Annotated in this window: 12 protein-coding genes; 7 read left to right on the forward strand and 5 right to left on the reverse strand. The window is 72.6% G+C overall.

Annotated features, from left to right (window positions below; genetic code table 11):
• Positions 1 to 154: 154 nt before the first annotated feature.
• The 4 genes from rsmA to rsmI form a co-directional block, all read right to left on the reverse strand.
• Positions 155 to 1003, reverse strand: coding sequence for a 16S rRNA (adenine(1518)-N(6)/adenine(1519)-N(6))-dimethyltransferase RsmA (gene rsmA / locus DEU32_RS10770; protein WP_114850529.1), 849 nt, complete (start codon positions 1001 to 1003; stop codon positions 155 to 157).
• 2 nt (positions 1004 to 1005) lie between these two features.
• Positions 1006 to 1944, reverse strand: coding sequence for a TatD family hydrolase (locus DEU32_RS10775; protein ID WP_180224784.1), 939 nt, complete (start codon positions 1942 to 1944; stop codon positions 1006 to 1008).
• Positions 1941 to 3521 carry a methionine--tRNA ligase gene (gene metG / locus DEU32_RS10780; protein WP_114850606.1) on the reverse strand — a complete coding sequence of 527 codons (1581 nt, stop codon included), beginning with the start codon at positions 3519 to 3521 and terminating at the stop codon, positions 1941 to 1943. Before metG ends, DEU32_RS10775 begins: the two co-directional genes overlap by 4 nt.
• Positions 3522 to 3651: 130 nt before the next feature.
• Positions 3652 to 4473: a 16S rRNA (cytidine(1402)-2'-O)-methyltransferase gene (rsmI, locus tag DEU32_RS10785; protein ID WP_114850530.1), complete on the reverse strand. Its 822-nt coding sequence runs from the start codon at positions 4471 to 4473 to the stop codon at positions 3652 to 3654.
• Between the two features lie 55 nt (positions 4474 to 4528).
• On the opposite strand from rsmI, the gene DEU32_RS10790 reads away from it, so the two are divergent.
• Entirely contained in the window at positions 4529 to 6160 is a 1632-nt protein-coding gene (locus DEU32_RS10790) for a dolichyl-phosphate-mannose--protein mannosyltransferase (protein ID WP_114850531.1), read from the forward strand.
• A gap of 267 nt (positions 6161 to 6427) precedes the next feature.
• Here DEU32_RS10790 and DEU32_RS10795 read toward each other — a convergent pair whose 3' ends face one another.
• Positions 6428 to 7087: a TetR/AcrR family transcriptional regulator gene (locus tag DEU32_RS10795; protein WP_181819263.1), complete on the reverse strand. Its 660-nt coding sequence runs from the start codon at positions 7085 to 7087 to the stop codon at positions 6428 to 6430.
• 145 nt (positions 7088 to 7232) lie between these two features.
• Between DEU32_RS10795 and DEU32_RS10800 the strand changes: the two genes are divergently transcribed.
• The 6 genes from DEU32_RS10800 to hrpA all read left to right on the forward strand — a co-directional run bounded on the left by DEU32_RS10800 (position 7233) and on the right by hrpA (position 17364).
• Positions 7233 to 8783 carry an MFS transporter gene (locus DEU32_RS10800; protein ID WP_114850533.1) on the forward strand — a complete coding sequence of 517 codons (1551 nt, stop codon included), beginning with the start codon at positions 7233 to 7235 and terminating at the stop codon, positions 8781 to 8783.
• Between the two features lie 207 nt (positions 8784 to 8990).
• Complete coding sequence (locus DEU32_RS10805; RefSeq protein WP_114850534.1) at positions 8991 to 9851, forward strand: sulfurtransferase; 861 nt, start codon at positions 8991 to 8993, stop codon at positions 9849 to 9851.
• A 28-nt stretch (positions 9852 to 9879) separates the two neighbouring features.
• Positions 9880 to 10947 (forward strand): NAD(P)-dependent oxidoreductase, encoded by a 1068-nt coding sequence (locus tag DEU32_RS10810; protein WP_114850535.1) that lies wholly within the window; start codon positions 9880 to 9882, stop codon positions 10945 to 10947.
• 4 nt (positions 10948 to 10951) lie between these two features.
• Positions 10952 to 11479: an AAA family ATPase gene (locus DEU32_RS10815; protein WP_114850536.1), complete on the forward strand. Its 528-nt coding sequence runs from the start codon at positions 10952 to 10954 to the stop codon at positions 11477 to 11479.
• A gap of 82 nt (positions 11480 to 11561) precedes the next feature.
• Entirely contained in the window at positions 11562 to 13406 is a 1845-nt protein-coding gene (locus DEU32_RS10820; protein ID WP_114850537.1) for a thioredoxin domain-containing protein, read from the forward strand.
• Between the two features lie 82 nt (positions 13407 to 13488).
• The gene (gene hrpA / locus DEU32_RS10825; protein ID WP_114850538.1) at positions 13489 to 17364 is read left to right on the forward strand and encodes an ATP-dependent RNA helicase HrpA; all 3876 of its coding nucleotides are present in this window, start codon (positions 13489 to 13491) and stop codon (positions 17362 to 17364) included.
• Positions 17365 to 17418: the final 54 nt, after the last annotated feature.

Below are 17418 nucleotides of genomic sequence, written 5' to 3' on the forward strand. Positions count from 1 at the left end.
CGCGATCGTTCGAGGGGCGAGTGCACCCCGCTTCATCGCGAGCACAGCGCGCCGCGGAGATTGGCGGCGTGGCCTGCTCCCGGCTGCACTGGGCACGCCGGACCGCCGCGCACCCGAGCCGTGTCAGGCACCTGGCCGCGCCAGGCGCCGAGCGTCAGGACGCGTCGAGGACCGTGCGACCCAGGCGGACGAAGTCCTCCGGCGACAGGGCCTCGCCGCGCGCCGTCGGGTCGATCCCGGCCGCCATGAGCAGCTCCGTCGCCCGGGCGCTGCTGCCGAGCTCCCCGGACAGGCTCTGGCGCAGCATCTTCCGCCGCTGCTGGAACGCACCGTCGACGAGCGCGAACACCTGCGCCCGCAGGGCCTCGTCGCCGGGCTGGTCGTGCCGGTCGAACCCGACGAGCACGCTGTCGACGTTCGGCACCGGCCAGAAGACCTGCCGGCTGATCTGCCCCGCGGTCGACCACGATCCGTACCAGGCGGCCTTGACGCTCGGCGCGCCGTAGACCTTGCTGCCCGGACCCGCGGCGATCCGGTACCCGACCTCGGCCTGGACCATCACGAGCACGCGCTCGATGGTCGGGAAGGTCGCGAGCAGGTGCAGGAGCACGGGGACGGACACGTTGTACGGCAGGTTCGCCACGACGTGGGTGGGCTGCTCGGGCACGTCGTCGGCGGCGACGGTCAGGGCGTCCTGGTGCACGACCTGCAGGCGCGCGTCCGGCTGCATCGCGGCGACGGTGTCCGGCAGCTGCGCCGCGAGCCGGCCGTCGATCTCGACAGCAGTGACGGAGGCGCCGGTCTCGGTCAGCCCGAGGGTGAGCGACCCCAGCCCTGGACCGATCTCGAGCACGCGGGAGTCCGCGGTGACCCGCCCGGCGGCGACGATCCGGCGGACGGTGTTGGCGTCGTGCACGAAGTTCTGGCCGAGCTTCTTCGTCGGGGTGACGTCGAGCTTGGCTGCGAGGTCCCGGATCTCCGCCGGGCCGAGCAGGGCACCCATCGTCACTCGTCCACCGTGACGGGCTCGGCGTCCCAAGCGCCGTAGACGAGCTCCGTGGTCGACGCGATCTGCGCGGCGAGCATCGAGGCGTCGGTGCCGAGGGTCTCGGCCATCGACCGCAGGGTGAGCGGGATGAGGTACGGCGCGTTCGGCCGACCGCGGTACGGCGTCGGCGTCAGGAACGGTGCGTCGGTCTCGATCATCACGAGGTGGCGCGGCACCACCTGGAGCGCGTCGCGCAGGAGCTGGGCGTTCTTGAACGTGACCGTGCCGGCGAACGACATGTACCACCCGCGCTCGGCGCAGAGGCGCGCGAGGTCGGGGCCGCCGGAGAAGCAGTGGAAGACCGTCTTGTCGGGAGCGCCGACACGGTCGAGCACCTCGACCACGGCGTCGTGCGCGTCGCGGTCGTGGATGGTCAGCGCGAGGTCGTGCTCCTTCGCGATGCGGATGTGCTCCTCGAACGACCGGACCTGGGCGGCGCGGCCGTCCTCGCCGGTGCGGAAGAAGTCGAGCCCGGTCTCGCCGATCGCCCGGACCCGGGGCAGCGCCGCGAGCCGTTCGATCCCGGCGAGGTGCTCGTCGAGCAGCCCCTGTTCCGCCAGCACGGGTGCTTCGTTCGGGTGCAGCGCGACGGCGGCGAGGACGCGGGGCTCGCGCGCGGCGATCTGCGCGGACCACTCCGAGGTGGCGAGGTCGGTGCCGACCTGCACGACACCGCGCACGCCGACGCTCGACGCACGGTCGAGGTGCTCCCGGTAGTCGAGCGGACCGTCGCCGCCCTCACCGACGCCGTCGGCGATCTCCATGTGCGTGTGGTTGTCGTAGACCGGCACCACGAGCGCCTGGGGCAGCGGCGGGTAGCTCAGGTCCCGCTTCGACCCGCCCGACGACCCGTCGCCACGCGCCCGGACGTGCGAGCCGTCCGCCGCGTCGGTCACGCGGCGCCCTGCTCGTGCTGCGGCTCGATGCGCGGGAAGAGCCCTGACTCGAGCGGCACGACGGTCTCGGCGCCCTGCCACTCGTACGCGCGGTCGACGCGCTGCTCCGTCACGGAGCCGCCGGCGCCGATGGCCGACCAGAGCTTCTCGGTCGCCTTCGGCATCACCGGCGAGACGAGCACGTTCACGGTGCCGAGCCCCCGCAGCGCCGTCGCCAACACCGTGCCGAGCCGCTCGCGCTGCGCCTCGTCCTTGGCCAGGGCCCACGGCTCCTGCTCGGTGATGTACCCGTTCAGGGCGTCGACGAGCTCCCACACGATCGCGATCGCGTCGTGCGGCGCGAAGGCCTGGACTGCCGCGTCGGCACGCTCGGTGACCGACACCGCGAGGGCGTCGATCGCCCGGTCCGAGTCGGTCAGCTCGCCCCGGGCGGGGACCGCACCGTCGAAGTACTTCTGGAGCATGGCGACCAGTCGAGACGAGAGGTTGCCGAACCCGTTGGCGAGGTCGGCGGCGTAGCGGGCGGAGATGTCCTCCCAGCTGAAGTTGCCGTCCTGCCCGAAGGTGATCGCGCGGAGGAAGTAGTAGCGGAACGCGTCCGAGCCGAACGTGTCGGTGATCTCCGACGGCGCGATGCCCGTCAGCTTCGACTTCGACATCTTCTCGCCGCCGACGAGCAGCCACCCGTGGCCGAACACGCGCTCCGGGACCGGCAGCCCCGCGGCCATGAGCATCGCGGGCCAGATGACCGCGTGGAACCGGGCGATGTCCTTGCCGACGACGTGCACGCTCGGCCAGAGGCGCCGGAACGCCTCGTCGTCGTCTGAGCCGTAGCCGAGCGCCGTGACGTAGTTGAGGAGGGCGTCGAACCACACGTACAGGACGTGGTCGTGGTCCCAGGGGATCTGGATGCCCCAGTCGAAGCTCGACCGCGAGATCGAGAGGTCACGGAGGCCCTGCTTGACGAACGAGACGATCTCGTTCCGGACGCTCTCCGGCTGGATGAACAGCGGGTTCGACTCGTACAGGTCGAGGAGCCGCTGCTCGAAGTCGCTCATGCGGAAGAAGTAGTTGCGCTCGGCCAGGACCTCGACCGGGATCGAGTGGATCGCGCAGACCTGCTGGCCCTCGTACGCCCCGGTGCCGGGCACCAGGTCGCTCGGCTGCTTGTACTCCTCGCAGCCCACGCAGTAGAAGCCCTCGAACTCGCCGGCGTAGATGAAGCCGTCGTCGTACAGCTTCTGCAGGAACGCCGTCACACCGCGCTCGTGCCGCTCGTCGGTGGTGCGGATGAAGTCGTCGTTCGCCACGTCGACCGTGTCGAGCAGCGGCTTCCACGCGTCGGTGACCAGCCGGTCCGCCCACTCCTTCGGCGACACGTCGTTCGCCGACGCCGTCCGGAGGATCTTCTGGCCGTGCTCGTCGGTGCCGGTCAGCAGCCAGGTGTCGTCACCCCGCTGCCGGTGCCAGCGCGCCATGAAGTCCGCGGCGACCTCGGTGTAGGCGTGCCCGATGTGGGGCACGTCGTTCACGTAGAAGATCGGCGTGGTGATGCTGAACGAGGACCCGTCGGACATGCGGACCATCCTACGGGCGGGCGCGGACCGGATGACGCGCCCCCGCGGGCCTGTGGAGAACCCGGCCGGGCACCGGACGGGAGGATCGTGGCGGGCCCGCCCCGATCCTCCAGGCCGGTGGCCGGTCCCGTCAGCGCGCGGCGAGCGCGCCCTCGTACAGGTCGCGCTTCGACAGCCCCGTCGCGTCCGCGACGGCGGACGCCGCCTCCTTCATCCGGGCACCAGCGGCGACCCGCTCGAGCACGAGCCGGACACCGTCCTCGATGCTCGTGACGTCCGACTCCCCCGCGGCGCCCTGGACGACGACGCAGATCTCGCCGCGCACCCCGTCCGCCGCCCAGGCAGCGAGCTCGGCGAGCGTCCCGCGGCGCACCTCCTCGTGGAGCTTCGTCAGCTCCCGGCACACCACCGCACGGCGGTCGTCCCCGAAGCCGGATGCCATGTCGGTGAGCGTGTCCGCCAGACGGTGCGGCGACTCGAAGAAGACCATCGTCCGCTGCTCCCCCGCGAGCGAGGCGAACAGCCGCCGTCGCTCACCGCCCTTCCGCGTCGGGAAGCCCTCGAACGTGAAGCGGTCGGTCGGCAGTCCGGAGACGGCGAGCGCCATGAGCACCGCGGACGGGCCGGGCAGCGCCGTCACGGTGACCCCGGCGGCCGCAGCGGCCTCGACGAGCGGGAAGCCCGGGTCGCTGATCGCCGGCATGCCCGCGTCGGTGAGGACCACGACGTCCTCGTCGCGGGCGAGTTCGACGACCTCGGCCGCCTTCGCCCGCTCGTTGTGCTCGTGCAGCGCGATGAGCCGGGGGCGGTTCTCGATGCCGAGCGCCCGCATCAGGTGGATCGCGGTCCGGGTGTCCTCGGCGGCCACCACGCTCGCGTTCGAGAGGGTCTCGACCAGCCGGCGGGACGCGTCGCCGAGGTTGCCGATGGGCGTTGCTGCGAGGACGATCACCTCCCCATTGTGGTGGCAGGTCCGGCTCGAGGGCGATCCGTAGGATGACCTCTCGATGACCACGGAGCTGACCGACGACCCGACGACCACGCCCTCCGGGCCGGTCGGCTCCCGCCTGGACGACTGGTGGGGCCGGGTGCTCTCGACGTCGCGGCGGGTCGCCGTCTGGCGCTGGACGGGTCCGCTCGCCGTGACGCTCCTCGCCGCGGTGCTGCGGCTCGTCGGGCTCGGGCACCCGCACTCGCTCGTGTTCGACGAGACGTACTACGTGAAGGACAGCTGGTCGATCGTGCACCTCGGGTACGAGGGCACCTGGCCGGCGAACGCCACGGACGAGGGCGCTCCGACCACCGACCAGCGGTTCGCGAGCGGGCAGACCGACCTCTACTCGAGCGCCGCCGAGTTCATCGCGCACCCGCCGCTCGGGAAGTACCTGATCGGGCTCGGCATGCTGCTGTTCGGCGCCGACAGCTCGTTCGGCTGGCGCATCACGGTCGCCGTGCTCGGCACCGCGACCGTCCTGCTCACGGCCCTCATCGCCCGGTCCCTGTTCCGCTCCACCGCGATCGGCACGCTCGCCGGCTTCCTGCTCGCGGTCGACGGGCAGGCGATCGTCCTGAGCCGGGTGTCCCTGCTCGACGGCGTCCTGACGTTCTTCGTCGTGCTCGGCGCCGGCGCACTGCTGCTCGACCGGCGGTGGGCGCAGCGGCGGCTCGACCGCTGGGTGGCCGCACGGACCGCGGCCGACCGGGACACGCTCTGGGGGCCGGTGTTGCTCTGGCGGCCCTGGCTGCTGGCGATGGGCCTGGCGCTCGGGGCCGCGTCGGCCGTGAAGTGGTCCGGGCTGTACTTCCTGGCGTTCTTCGCGCTGTACTCGGTGCTCGCCGACATGATGATGCGCCGCCGGGCGGGGGTGGCCTTCTGGTCGTCGAGCGCGTTCCTGCAGCAGGCACCCGTGACGTTCCTGCTCACCGTGCCGATCGCGGCCGCGACCTACCTGGCGTCGTGGACCGGCTGGTTCGTGTCGAAGGACGGCTGGGACCGGAACTGGATCGCGTCCGGCGGCGAGCGGTGGACGGGCGTGCTGGCGTGGGTGCCGGACAGCGTGCAGAACTGGTGGCACTACCAGTCCGAGATCTACGGCTTCAACATCGGCCTGCACACCCCGCACTCGTACCAGGCGAACCCGCTGCTCTGGCTGCTCATGCAACGGCCGACGTCGATGTACTACGTCGGCACGGACGCCGGGCAGGGCGGCTGCGGGTCCTCCCGCTGCGGCGAGGCCATCACCGGCATCGCGAACCCGTTCGTCTGGTACGCGGCGGTGGTCGCGACCGTGGCGCTCCTGGTGCTGTTCGTGCTGCGGCGCCGATGGGAGTACGGCTTCGTGCTCGTCGGGGTCGCGGCGGGGTACCTGCCGTGGCTGATGTACACCGACCGTACGGTGTTCCAGTTCTACACGGTGGCGTTCGAGCCCTTCATGGTGATGGCGCTCGCGGCGGCGATCGGGCTGGTGGTCGGGCGGCGCGACGATCCCCGGCACCGTCGGACGCTCGCGCTCACCTGGGTCGGGGTGTACCTGGGCGTGGTGGTGCTCGCATCGGCGTACTGGTACCCGATGTGGACCGGGATGCAGATGCCGTGGGACTTCATCCGGTCGCACTACTGGCTGCCCAGCTGGTTGTAGGCGGTCCCGCGCGTGGGGTGCCGATCCGCGCGTGGTCGACCGATCCGCGCATGGTTGACCGATCCGCGCGTGGAAGGGCGTTCCTTCCGTCCTCCGACGCGCGATCCGTCCTCCCATCACGCGTGCGATGGGCAGGAACGTCGCGACGCGACCGGGGGACGGACTGGAGGCACGGGTCGACCCAGCCACGCGCCTCCCGGCCGGTGGGCTGTCACCTGACGGACGTGCGGCGCGGGTCCCCGACCGGCGCGCGGCAGGCCGCGTCCGTCAGGGGGACGCGTGCAGCGCGCGCTCGAGCGCCTCGCGGTCGAGCGGCGTGCCGGGCAGCCCCGACACCGGCGCCTGCGGCAGCACCCCGTCGACGATCACCTGCGCGTACCGCCGCCACGCGTCTGGGTCGGTCTCGCGTGTGGCGTCGGCGACCGCCCCGACCATCGTCGTGAGCATCGGCAGGTCGCGGTGGTCGAACCCGACCCGGACGACCCCGGCCTCCCGCGCACGCTCGATGATCCGACCGACCTGCTGCTCGAGGCGGTCGCGCTCCCGCACGATCGAGGGCCGACCCTTGCCGGCACGCACGATGGTGTCGGCGAGCGCCCGGTCGCGGGCGCGGAAGGCGAACACGCCCATCAGGTAGACGCGCAGGGCCTCGCGCGGGTCGGGCTCGTCGGCGGCGAGCGCGGCGGCGTCGTTGAGCGCCTCGAACTTGGCGGCGAGGAGCGCCTCGATCAGGGAGTCCTTGTCGGCGAAGCGTCGGTAGACGGTGCCGACGCCGACCCCGGCCTCGTGCGCGATGTCGTTGAGGGTGACCGAGGTGCCGCGTTCCGCGAAGCAGCGACGGGCCGTCTGGAGGATCAGCTCACGGTTGCGCGCGGCGTCGGCGCGGAGTGGCCGCTCGACGTCGGCCGCGGACTCGGTGGTGCTCACGCCGACGAATGTAGTTGAACTTTCTGGGAACAAGTGGATGCGCCTGCTCCGTTTTGGGCTACAGTGGGTCGAACCGGATGCAGCGCATCCGTTTTCCCGGTCCACCAGACCACCTCTCCCCTCCACCTTCTCGAAGGAGGCTGCCGTGACGGCAGAACAGACCGCGGCGCCCCGAACGGGCGCCGCTCCCACCATCGCGAGCGGCACCGGCGCAGCGCCCGACCGCCCGCAGCACCGGTGGATCGCCCTCGCGGTGATCGCACTGGCCCAGCTCATGGTCGTGCTCGACGCGACCATCGTGAACATCGCGCTCCCCTCGGCCCAGGCCGACCTCGGCTTCGCCACCGACCAGCGGCAGTGGATCGTCACCGCCTACTCCCTGGCGTTCGGCTCCCTGCTGCTCCTGGGCGGGCGGCTCGGCGACCTCTTCGGCCGCAAGAACACCTTCATCATCGGGCTCGTCGGTTTCGCGGCGGCATCGGTCCTCGGCGGCCTGGCCGACTCGTTCGGACTGCTCGTCGCGGCCCGCGCGCTGCAGGGCGTCTTCGGCGCGCTCCTCGCCCCGTCCGCCCTCGGCATGCTCACGACGACCTTCCGCGACCCGAAGGAGCGCGGTCGTGCGTTCGGCATCTTCGGCTCCATCGCGGGCTCGGGTGCCGCGATCGGTCTGCTGCTCGGCGGCGTGCTGACCGAGTACGCCTCGTGGCGCTGGTGCCTCTACGTCAACGTCGTGTTCGCGGTGCTCGGTGTCATCGGTGCGCTCGTGTTCATGGCGCGTCCGCCGAAGGTCGACCGACCCCGCATCGACGTCGCCGGCGTCCTGACGATCACGGCCGGCCTGGTCGGCATCGTCTACGGCTTCTCCAACGCCGAGACGAACGGGTGGGACAGCCCGGTCACCATCGTGATGCTCGCCGCCGGTGTCGTCCTGGTCGCCGCCTTCGTGCTGATCGAGACCCGGGTCGCGCATCCGCTGCTCCCGCTCCGGGTCGTGCTCGACCGCGACCGTGGTGGCTCGTTCATCGCGATCGGTCTCGTGGCGATCGGCATGTTCGGCATCTTCCTGTTCCTGACCTACTACCTCGAGCAGACCCTCGGGTTCACCTCGCTGCAGACGGGTCTGGCGTTCCTGCCGATGCCGGCGTCGATCATGCTGTCCTCGACGCAGATCGGTGGCCGCCTGCTGCCGCGGGTCGGGCCGAAGGTGCTCGTCTTCGCGGGTGGACTCGTCGCCGCGACCGGACTCCTGCTGCTCCTGCGCACCGACGTCGACAGCACCTACGCGGGCACCGTCCTGCCGGCGCTGATCGTCATCGGGCTCGGGATGGGCACGATCTTCTCCTCCGCCATGAACACCGCGACGACCGGGGTGGCCCGCGCCGACGCCGGCGTGGCCTCGGCGACGGTGAACACCGCGCAGCAGGTCGGCGGCTCGATCGGCACGGCGCTCCTCTCGACGATCTTCGCCGACGTCGTCGCGGACCGGCTGTCCGGGCTCGCCGCGGCGCCGACGAAGCTCCAGCAGGCACAGGCGGTGCTCGACGGGTACCACGCGGCGTTCGCGATCTCGGCGGGCGTGCTCGTCCTGGTGGCGCTGGCGGGCGGGCTGCTCATCAACCGGCAGTCGGTGCGGCTCGCGAAGCTCGAGCACGCGGCGTCGACCGCGACGGGCAGTATCCCGGCCCCGGCGCACTAGCCGCACGCACCACCCTTCGCACGCACCACCCGTCGCACACACCACGCGTCGCGACGACCACGGACGGCCCGGGCCTCGCAGAACTTCTGCGCGACCCGGGCCGTCCTGGTGATCGGAAGTTCGGGGACCGCGCCTGCCGGACGACGGCGTTGCGCACTGTGTCGATCCTGCTGGGACCCGTCGGAGGCCCCGGATATCGTGAGCGCCATGGCCCCCGTCCTGACCTCGCCGCTCGTGTCGACGCAGTGGCTCGCCGACCACCTCGGTGCTGACGAACTCGTCGTCCTCGACGCGTCCGTGCACACCACGGGGGCCGGCCTGGACATGCGGTGGCAGGACGCCCGCGACGCGTACGAGCAGCACGGGCACGTCCCGGGTGCCCGCTACGCGGACCTCGTGCACGACCTGTCCGACGTCGATGCCGACCTGCCGTTCACCCGACCGACGGTGGAGCAGTTCGAGACCGCCGTCCAGGCACTCGGCGTGACGAACGAGTCGTGCGTCGTGGTCTACGACGACAGCGTCGGCGAGTGGGCCGCTCGGTTGTGGTGGATCTTCCGGGCGTTCGGACACGACCGCGTGGCGGTCCTGGACGGCGGGTTCACCAAGTGGCGGGACGAGGGCCGACCGGTTCGCGTCGGCGCCCTGCGCGACGGGACGGCCCCGGCGATCGGTGCACCGTTCCTGGCGGGTGAGGAACGCCCGGTTTGGGTCGACCACGACCGGGTCCTGCGCGCGGTCCGCGGCGAGGAACCCGCGGCCCTCGTGCTCGCCGCTCCCCCGGCGTCGCTCGGCGACACCCACCCCGCGGTGGTCCCGGGGAGCGCGTCGATCACCACGGACGACGTCGTCGACCCCCGCACGAACACGTTCCTGCGCCGTCCGGCCCTGGCCGAGGTCTTCGCACCGGTCCTCGACGCGTCGCAGATCGTCACCTACTGCGGCGTGGGCAACGCGGCGTGCGTCGACGCGCTCGCACTGACGGTCCTCGGGCACGACGACGTCAAGGTCTACGACGGCTCCCTGCTCGACTGGTGGCGTCGGGAGCCGGAGCGATTGGCGTCCTGACCGCGGTGGCGGCACTACCGTTGCTGCCATGAGCACCAGGCGAGCCGTCGTCCTCGGCGGTACCGGCGGCATCGGCTCGGCCGTGGTCCGCGACCTCCTCGACGCGTCCGGCCGCGGGCGTGACGACTGGCAGGTCGACGTCGTCGCCCGGCACGGCGGCCCCGCCACGGACGCGCTCACGGCCGCCGGAGCGACGTTCGCCCCCGGGGACCGCCGGGACACCGCCGTGCTGCGGGAACTCCTGCGCCCGGGTGCGGACCTGCTCGTGGACGCGGTCGGCGCCACCCGCGACGACGCCCTGCAGCTCCGTCCGTTCCTCGACGACGTCGGCTCCACGGTCTTCGTGTCGTCGAAGGCCGTCTACGCCGACGAGCAGGGGCGGCACGCGAACTCGGTCGACCGGCCGGTCTTCGGCGGTGCCGTGACCGAACTGCAGCCGACCGTGCCCGCCGGGGACGGCGACCCCACGAGCCGCGACGGCTACGGCGCCGCCAAGATCGCCGCCGAGCAGGTGCTGCTCGACCACGGCGCCCCCGTCACGGTGCTGCGTCCCTCGAAGGTGTACGGCGTGGGCATCGGCCGCCCGCGCGAGTGGTTCGTGGTCCGTCGTGCGCTCGACGGTCGGGAGCGGATCCTGCTCGCCGACGGCGGCCGTGGCGTCGACCACACGACCGCGGCGTCCGGCATCGCGTCGCTCGTCCGGCTCGTCGCGGACGCCCCGGACCGCCGCATCCTCAACGTCGCCGACGAGACCGCCCCGAGCGTGCTCGAGATCGTCCGGACCGTCGCGGGCCTGGTCGACCACCGGTTCGACGAGGTCATGCTCGACCAGGACGCGCCGGCGTTCGTCGGGACGACCCCTTGGAGCTCGCCGACGCCGTTCGTGCTCGACACCACCGCAGCCCGCGCACTCGGCTGGCAGCCGCCGCGCTACGCCGAGGCCGTCCGGCCCGAGGTCGCATGGTTGCTTGAGACCGCCCACGCGGTACCGGCGGGCGGCGACGTCCCGTGGGCGGAAGACCCGTTCTGGGAGCGGATGTTCGACTACGGCCCGGAGGACGCGGCGCTGCTGCTGCTGTCGCTCGGACGGGACTGAGCCGGTGCCGCGGTCCGAGGTGCTCTTCGTCGGCGGCCGCTCGGGCGTCGGGAAGACCACCGTGGCCGAGGCACTGCACGACCTGCTGGTCGCCGCGGACGTCCGGCACGCGGTCGTCGAGGGCGACTTCCTCGACCTCGCCCACCCCGCGCCGCACGTCGAGCACCCCGAGGCGCGTCTCGCAGAACGGAACCTCGCGGCACTGTGGGCGGCGTACCGGGAACTCGGGCACCACCGGCTCGTGTTCTCGAACACGGTGTCCGTCCTCGAGTGGCCGGCCCTGGCCGCCGCGATGGGGGACGACCCGGTGGTCACGGCCGTCCTGCTGCGCGCCGCCGACGACACCGCGGCGGGTCGGCTCGCCCGGCGGGCGGGTGGCCGGGTTCCCGAGGCGCAGCTGGCACACAGCACGGCGACGGCCGGGAGGCTCGACGCGGCCACCGCGGACGGCGTCATCCGGGTGGACACCGACGACCTGACCCCGCAGCAGGTCGCGCGACGTCTCGCCGCCCTGACCGGCTGGCTCGTGTGACGGCAGCTGTGCACGGCGCCGCTCGTCCACAGACCGCCCGACTCGCCCCGTGCGCCCAGCGGCACCGAGGCAGGCTGGACCCATGAGCGACAACCGACTCGGCACCGCGGTCAGCCCCTACCTGCGGCAGCACGCCGCGAACCCGGTGGACTGGCGCGAGTGGGGCCCGGACGCCTTCGCCGAGGCACGGGAGCGGGACGTCCCGGTGCTGGTGTCGGTCGGGTACGCGACGTGCCACTGGTGCCACGTGATGGCGCGGGAGAGCTTCTCCGACCCGGAGATCGGCGGTCTCCTGCGCCGGGACTTCGTCGCCGTGAAGGTCGACCGCGAGGAACGGCCGGACGTCGACGCGAGCCTGATGGCCGCCGCGAGCGCGTTCACCCAGCAGCTGGGCTGGCCCCTGACGGTGTTCGCGACGCCCGAGGGCCGGGTGTTCTTCGCCGGGACCTACTACCCGCCGGTCCCGGTCGGGCAGGTCGGCTCCTTCCGGCAGGTCCTGGCCGCGGTGCTCGACGCGTGGCGGGAGCGGCGGTCCGAGGTCGCCGCGAACGCGACCGCCATCGCGGCGGCGATCCGGCAGGGCGCCGAGGCGGACGCGGCCGCCCAGGGGGGTGCCGCGGGCGACCAGGGCGAGCCGCGCCTCCCGTCCGTCGACGCGATCCGCTCGGTGACCGGACAGCTGGCGGCGGCGGAGGACACGACGTACGGCGGCTTCGGGGGCGCACCGAAGTTCCCCAGCGCACCCCTCCTCGAGTTCCTCGGCGACGTCGCGGCCGACGGCGACGACGACGCTGCCGCGCTCCTGGACCGCAGCCTGCGCGCGGTCCGGGACGCCGAGCTGACCGACGCCGACGGCGGCGTCTTCCGGTACGCGACCAAGCGCGACTGGAGCGTGCCGCACTACGAGCGGATGCTGTACGACAACGCCGGGCTGCTCGCCGTCGCCGAGCAGGGCCAGGCCCGCGGCATCGCGGACTTCCTCCGGGACGTCCTGCGGCGCGACGACGGCGCGTTCGTGGCGGCGCAGGACAGCGAGTCCACGATGGACGGCCAGCGGGTCGAGGGCGCGTGGTACCGGCTGCCCCTCGACGAGCGCGGACGGTTCGCCCCGCCGCCGCTCGACGACCAGGTGCTCACCGGGTGGAACGGTCTGGCGATCCGCGGCCTGGTGATCGCCGGCGCGCGGCACGGCGACGCCGAGATGATCGCGCTCGCCCGCGGCGCCGCGGACGCGATCGTCGCCGGGCACGTGCGCGACGGACACGTCACGGTCCGCTCGAGCACCCCGCGGGGAGCCTCGAGCGCACCGCCGACGATCGAGGACGTGGGCCTCCTGGCCGAGGGGCTGCTCGAGCTCGCCCTGGTCACCGGCGACGTCGCGTTCGCCCAGGTCGCACGCTCCCTGGTGGACGACGGCCTCGCGGGACGCTTCGCCGTCGACCCGGTGCTCGCCGCGGCCGGGACCGTGACGGGGGAACAGCCGCAGACGGCGCTGCGGTCGGGCACGGTGGCACTCGCCGCTGCGGCGGCCGTGCTCGCGGCGCTGACCGGCGACGCCGGGTACCGCGAGGCCGCCGCGGTCCTGGTCGCGGACCGGGCACACACCGGCACGGAGCGTCCGCTGGGGCACGCGGACGCGCTCGGCGTCGCGCTCGCGCTCCAGCGCCCGTCGCGCGAGGTCGTCGTCGTGGCCCCGGTCGACGACCCGATGCGCGCGGCCGCCGTCGCCGCGCGGCGGCCGGGCACCGTGGTCGCCACGGTGACCGCGGAGCAGGCCGCTGCCTGGACGGCGGCGGGCTTCGAACTGTTCGCGGGCCGCGACCTGCCGGGTGCCGCGGCGTACGTCTGCCACGACCGGGTGTGCGGCCTGCCGGCACGCTCCGCGACGGACCTCGCCGCGCAACTGGCTGCCGGAGCGACCGGCTGACCGAGGCCCGACGGCGCCGGCTGACCGGGACCCGACGGCGCCGACTGACCGGAGCCTGACGGCCCGCTATCCTGGAAGGCTCATGTCTGCCGCACCCGTCATCACGTACCCGCCGGAACTGCCCGTCTCGCAGCGGCGGGACGACATCGCCGCCGCGATCCGCGACCACCAGGTCGTCATCGTCGCGGGCGCCACGGGTTCCGGCAAGACGACGCAGCTGCCGAAGATCTGCCTGGAGCTCGGGCGCGAGTCGATCGGTCACACGCAGCCCCGTCGGATCGCGGCGCGGACGATCGCCGAGCGCGTGTCCGAGGAACTCGGCGGCGAGCTGGGCGACCTGGTCGGCTACCAGGTGCGCTTCACCGACAAGGTGTCGGCGAACACCCGCATCAAGCTGATGACCGACGGGATCCTGCTCAACGAGATCCACTTCGACCGCGACCTGAAGCGCTACGACACGATCATCATCGACGAGGCGCACGAGCGCTCGCTGACGATCGACTTCCTGCTCGGCTACCTCAAGCGACTGCTGCCCCGACGTCCCGACCTGAAGGTCGTCATCACGTCGGCGACGATCGACCCGGAGTCGTTCTCGCAGCACTTCGGCGGCGCGCCCATCATCGAGGTGTCCGGGCGGACGTACCCGGTCGAGGTCCGCTACCGCCCGCTCGTGGCGGACGACGCCACCGACGCGGACGACGACGCCGACGCGCGAAACGACGACACCGACCCGCGGACCGACGACAGCGGCAGCCGCGGCGGTGCGGGCGCGGACGACCGCGACGTCCTGCAGGGCATCACCGACGCGCTCGACGAGCTGGCGCAGGAGGACCCGGGCGACGTCCTCGTGTTCCTGTCCGGCGAGAACGAGATCCGCGACGCGCAGGACGCGATCGAGGGGCGGAAGTACCCGGGCACCGAGGTCCTGCCCCTGTACGGCCGGCTGTCCGCAGCCGACCAGCACCGCGTCTTCGAACGGCGGAGCACCCCGGGCATCCGCCGCCGTGTGGTCCTCGCGACGAACGTGGCGGAGACGAGCCTCACGGTGCCGGGCATCAAGTACGTCGTCGACACCGGCACCGCGCGCATCTCCCGGTACTCCCCGCGCGCCAAGGTGCAGCGGCTCCCGATCGAGGCGATCTCGCAGGCCAGCGCGAACCAGCGCTCGGGTCGTGCCGGCCGGACGAGCGCCGGCATCGCGATCCGGCTGTACTCCGAGCCCGACTTCGACCGTCGCCCGGAGTTCACCGACCCCGAGATCCTCCGCACGAACCTCGCAGCCGTGATCCTGCAGATGATCTCGCTCGGCTTCGGTGACATCGAGTCGTTCCCCTTCCTGCAGCCGCCGGACTCCCGTGGTGTGAAGGACGGGCTCGACCTGCTCCGCGAGCTCCGGGCCGTGGACGGCGACGGGCGCATCACGAAGACCGGGCGGCAGCTGACCCGGCTCCCGATCGACCCGCGGCTCGGCCGGATGGTCCTCGAGGCGGGCCGGCAGGGCGTCGGGCGCGAGGTCATCGCGATCGTCAGCGCCCTGAGCATCCAGGACCCCCGCGAGCGTCCGCTCGAGAAGCGCGCGCACGCCGACCAGCTGCACGCGCGGTTCGCCGACCCGACGAGCGACTTCCTCACCCTGCTCAACCTCTGGAACCACATCGAGGACCAGCAGGAAGCCATGTCGTCGAGCGCGTTCCGGCGGCTCTGCAAGGCCGAGTTCCTCAACTACCTGCGCATCCGCGAATGGCAGGACCTGTACCGCCAGCTGGCCCGCGCGGCGAAGCAGGTCGACGTCCGCGTCGGGCAGTCCCGGAGCGAGGACGGCGACGCGGTGCACCGGTCGTTGCTCGCCGGGCTCCTCAGCCAGATCGGCCTGCGCGACAAGGAGAAGCGCGACTACCTCGGCTCCCGCAACACCCGGTTCGTGGTGTTCCCCGGCAGTGTCCTCGCGAAGAAGCAGCCCGACGCCGTGATGGCCGCCGAGCTCGTCGAGACGAGTCGCCTGTTCGCCCGGACCGTCGGGCGGATCGACCCCGCGTGGGTCGAGCCGCTGGCGGGGGACCTGTTGAAGCGCACCCACGGTGAACCGCACTGGGAGAAGAAGCAGGGCGCCGCCGTCGCGTACGAGCGGGTGACCCTGTTCGGCGTCCCCGTGGTGCAGCGGCGTCGCGTGCAGTACAAGCGCGTCGACCCGGAGCACTCGCGCGAGCTCTTCATCCGGCACGCCCTGGTCGAGGGCGAGTGGGACGCCCAGCAGGCCTTCGACCGCGACAACCGGAAGCTCCGCCGCGACCTCGAACAGCTCGAGGAACGCACCCGTCGGCGGGACATCCTGTTCGACGACGAGCGCGTGTACGACTTCTACGACGCCCGCATCCCCGCGGACGTCGCCACGACGCGCGACTTCGAGGGGTGGTGGCGCCAGGCGCGGCGCGACCAGCCGGACCTCCTCACGATGCGCCGGTCGGACCTGCTCGACGAGGACGCGGCCGAGGCCGCCCAGGACCAGCAGGAGTACCCGACGCAGTGGCGCTCGGGCGACCAGCGCCTCGCGATCAAGTACCGCTTCGAGCCCGGCGCGCAGGACGACGGCGTGAGCGTGCAGGTGCCGCTCGCGCTGCTCCCCCGCATGCGCGAGGAAGGTTTCGACTGGCAGGTGCGTGGCCTCCGGAAGGAGCTCGTCACGGCGCTCATCAAGTCGCTGCCGAAGCAGATCCGGAAGAACGTCGTGCCCGCGGCGGACTGGGCCGAGAAGATCGTCGCGGAGCTGCCGGACGACGCCCCGACGGAGCCGACCGAGTCCTTCCGCGCGACGCTCGCCAAGGCGATCCAGCGGATGACCTACGTCACCGTCGACGAGTCCGACTTCGACCTCGCGCGCGTCCCGGCGCACCTGCTCCCGACCTGGGCCGTCGTCGACGAGCGCGGTCGGCGGGTCGAGTCCGGCAAGGACCTGTCGGCCCTGCAGGCCAAGCTCAAGGACCGGACCCGGCAGAGCGTCGCGTCCGCCACGGCGAAGGCTGCGTCCCGGCCTGGAGGCGCGGCGCGCGTCGCCGGGGCGTCCTCCGGTGTGCAGCTGGAGCGGTCCGGCATGACGGCGTGGCCGCCGCAGGACCTGCCGCAGGTGCTCGACACGAAGCAGGCCGGCAGGGTGATCCGCGCCTACCCGTCCCTGGTCGAGGAGGGCGACGGGCCGAAGGCGACGGTCGGCGTCGAGCTGCTCGCGACCCCGGGCGACCGGGCCGTCCGGATGCCGGCCGGTGTCCGGCGTCTGGTGATGCACGCGGTGCCGTCACCCGTGTCGTACGTGCAGTCGCACCTCACCGCGCAGGAGAAGCTCGCGCTCGCCGCGAGCCCGTACCCCTCCACCGCGGCGCTCTTCGACGACGTGCTCGCCGCGGTCGTCGACGCGGGCATCCGTCGAGCGCACCCGGACGGACTGATCTTCACGAAGGCCGAGTTCGAGGCCGTGCGGGACGCCGTGTCCGCGACGGTCGTCGACACGATGTTCACGGCGGTGTCCGAGGTCGCCGCGGTCCTCACCGCGCAGCGCGCTGCCGACAAGGCCCTCAAGCAGGCGAACGCCATGGCGCTCCTGCCGGCGCTCAGCGACATGCGCCAGCAGTCGGAACGCCTGGTGTTCCCGGGCTTCGTCAGCGTCGCCGGCCTCGACCGCCTCCGGCGCATCCGCGTGTACCTGCAGGGCATCGACGCCCGCGTGCAGAAGCTCCTGCAGAACCCCGGCCGTGACGCCGGCTGGATGCGCGAGGTGTCCGTCGCGACGGACCGCTACACCGACGCCGGCGGGACCTTCCCGCCGTCGATCGGCGCGCACCCGGAGCTCGTCCACGCGCGGTGGATGCTCGAGGAGTTCCGGCTCAGCCTGTTCGCGCAGGAGCTCGGGACGGCCGAGACGGTCTCGCTGCAGCGCATCACGAAGGCCCTGGCCGCCGCCCGCTGACGGGGCTGGCGTGCGCCGCATGATCGGCACACTCGACGTCGTCGTCCTGGACTG

It is taken from the genome of Curtobacterium sp. AG1037, assembly GCF_003349855.1.
In the GTDB taxonomy this organism is placed as follows: domain Bacteria; phylum Actinomycetota; class Actinomycetes; order Actinomycetales; family Microbacteriaceae; genus Curtobacterium; species Curtobacterium citreum.